General features: G+C 63.3%; 1 protein-coding gene and 1 pseudogene. Both read right to left on the reverse strand.

What is annotated here, in order from left to right:
• Positions 1–3: 3 nt before the first annotated feature.
• Positions 4–1,794, reverse strand: coding sequence for a calcium-binding protein (locus EQG76_RS33760; RefSeq protein ID WP_407925579.1), 1,791 nt, complete (start codon positions 1,792–1,794; stop codon positions 4–6).
• Between the two features lie 569 nt (positions 1,795–2,363).
• Positions 2,364–2,845, reverse strand: a pseudogene (locus EQG76_RS28160) (fumarylacetoacetate hydrolase); the annotation flags it as partial.

Raw genomic sequence — 2,845 nt, forward strand, 5'->3', positions numbered from 1 at the left:
TGGTCAGCTGACCATCACCTGCACGCCGCCGCCGAACTCCAGCACCTCGACGCCGCGCACCACGTCGCTGCCGTAGATCCGGCCTGCCGCCGTATGGGCGACCAGCCAGCCGCCATCACCCTGCTCCGTGAGCTGGTAGTCGGCCCGCGCCCCGTTGAAGAAGGCGATGTCGCGCCCAGCACCGCCGTCCAGGATGTCGTCGCCATGGCCGCCGCGCAGGTCGTCGTCGCCGGCACCACCCTCCAGGATGTCGTCGCCGAAGCTGCCGCGCAGGTCGTCGGCACCGTCGCCGCCGCGCAGCGTATCGTTGCCGGTACCACCCGCCATCAGGTCATCGCCGGTGCCGCCCTCGACGACGTCGTCGCCGGTGCCGCCGTCCAGATTGTCGTTGCCGGCATCGCCGAACACTTGGTCGTCGCCCAGGCCACCACGAACCAGATCGTCCAGTCCATCGCCATGCAGGATGTCGTTGTCGATCCCGCCGAAGATCCGGTCGGCACCGCCGCCGCCGTTCAGCGTGTCGTCGCCGCCGCCGCCCTTCAGGAAGTCGCCGCCCTCATTGCCGAACAGCAGGTCGTTGCCGACCCCACCATCCATGTTGTCGTTGCCAGGCCCGCCTTCCAGCCGGTCGTTGCCGGGACCGCCCGCGAGGAAGTCGTCGCCGGCACCGCCCTTGAGCGAGTCGTTGCCGTTGCCGCCGTAGATCGCGTCGTTGCCACCCAGGCCGTCCACCACGTCGTCACCGTCACGGCCGGGGATGACGTCGCTGCCTTGGGTCGGCCCACCGGGGGGCGGGGGCGGGGGCGGCGGAGGAGGAGGCGGGGGACTTGTCGGCGCCGCGAACTCACCATTGTTCCAGGTATAGACCGTCGAACTACCCTGGAACCGGACTTGCTCGATACCGCCCGTGGCTACCTGACCGGCCAGGGTGACATTGATTGTATCGGCACCCGCGCCATACTGGATCAAGACGTCAGGCCCGGCCGTGCTGATTCTCAGGTCATCGAATCCGATCCCGGCATCGAACAGGATCCGGTCGTTGCCGCCTGCGTCGACAATGCGGTCGCTCCCGTGCCCCTTGCCGAAGCGGTACTCATCGTTACCCGCACCGCCGTCCAAGCTGTCATCGCCGACTCCGCCGATGAGGACATCGTCGCCATCGCCACCGACCAACCGGTCGTCGCCGCTCTCGCCTGCGAGCACATCGTTGCCTGCATCGCCAGCGAGCACATCGTTACCGCTGCCTCCCTGCAGGGAGTCATTGCCGACACCGCCCTGCAACGAGTCATCGCCGTTCAGCCCGTCAAGGACGTCGTTCCCACTCTCGCCGGAAAGTTCATCGTTCCCATCATCGCCGCGGAGCACGTCGTTTCCGGCACCACCTTGCAACTTGTCATTGCCGGCACCGCCAGAGAGCCGATCATCACCGTTCAGGCCGTCGAGGGTATCGTCCCCACTCTCACCGAGAAGCTCGTCATTACCGTCATCGCCACGGAGCAGATCGTTTCCAGCGCCGCCCTGCAGCTTGTCGTTACCGAGGCCACCGAAGAGGCGATCATCCCCGTTCAGGCCGTCGAGAATATCGTTCCCGCTCTCGCCTAAGAGTTCGTCGTTCCCATCATCGCCCCGGAGGTGGTCGTTACCTGCGCCACCCTCCATCTTATCATTGCCAAGACCGCCAAAGAGCCGGTCATCGCCATTCAGGCCATCGAGGATGTCGTTGCCGTCATCACCTCTGATCTCGTCATTGCCGTCCAAGCCGCGAAGCGTGTCGTCGCCGGCCAAGCCGATCATCACGTCCGCGGAATTGGTTCCTTCTTTATTATCAACACCGGAAGTACCTATAATCGTTGCCACAGAACACTCCTACAGCAATGAGACACATCTGAGGGCTTCTTCCTGATCGGCACGCGAAGATTAAGCTCTCGCTCACCAAGCAGCGAGACGAACTTTCCACCTTCATTCGAAGATGGACTACCTTCAGGAACTCTCAAATCTTCTGGATTCGCACCTGACCGGCATTCTCTCAGCGATTCCCTGAGATACTAAAGAGATTACCAGTTCAGCGAAGATATGATTGAAAGCCGGCTCAACCTGGACATCCTATTTGACCAACCAATCATGAGGTCAGATAGGCCATCGCTGCGCAAGCGTTTGGTTCCCGCCATTCAAAGCGTCCTCGATTATGATGTTCTTGCTGAGGCTCAGAACAGCAATCCACACTTCGCGTGTCGCGGATTGATTACCGCGTTGTGTAAGAAAGATTGCCTGATAGAAATCTTCTGTCAATCCTTGCGGTAAACTTTCCCCAAGTGGAAGGCGTCCGGAACCATTGGAGAAAAGGGTCCGGACGCCGCTCCAGCCTATCCCCTCAGCAGCCCCCGCCCCGCCAGATTGCGCATCAGCGCCCCGGTGCCGAACTCCCAGGCCGGCACCTTGTCCGCGTGCTGGACCACGTTCACCAGCTTGCCGAGCTTCGGCGTCCAGATGCTCACCACGTCGCCGATCGCGTGGGTGAAGCCCTGGCCGGGGCCGTGGCGGTCCTGGATCGGAGCGAACATGGTGCCGAGATAGAGGACGAAGCCGTCGGGATACTGGTGGTGGGCGCCGATCGTCTGGCGGACCAGGTCGGCCGGGTCGCGACTGATCGCTGACATGCTGGAATGGCCTTCCATGCGGAAGCCGTCCGTGCCCTCGACCAGCATGGCGAGCTCGGCGGCGCGCACCGCGTCCAGGTCGAACGTGTCGTCGAACAGGCGGATGAACGGGCCGATAGCGGCCGAGCCGTTATTGTCCTTGGCCTTGCCCAGCAGGAGCGCGCTGCGGCCTTCCACGTCGCGCAGGT

This window comes from Geminicoccus flavidas, assembly GCF_009806515.1.
GTDB classification, from domain to species: Bacteria; Pseudomonadota; Alphaproteobacteria; order Geminicoccales; family Geminicoccaceae; genus Geminicoccus; species Geminicoccus flavidus.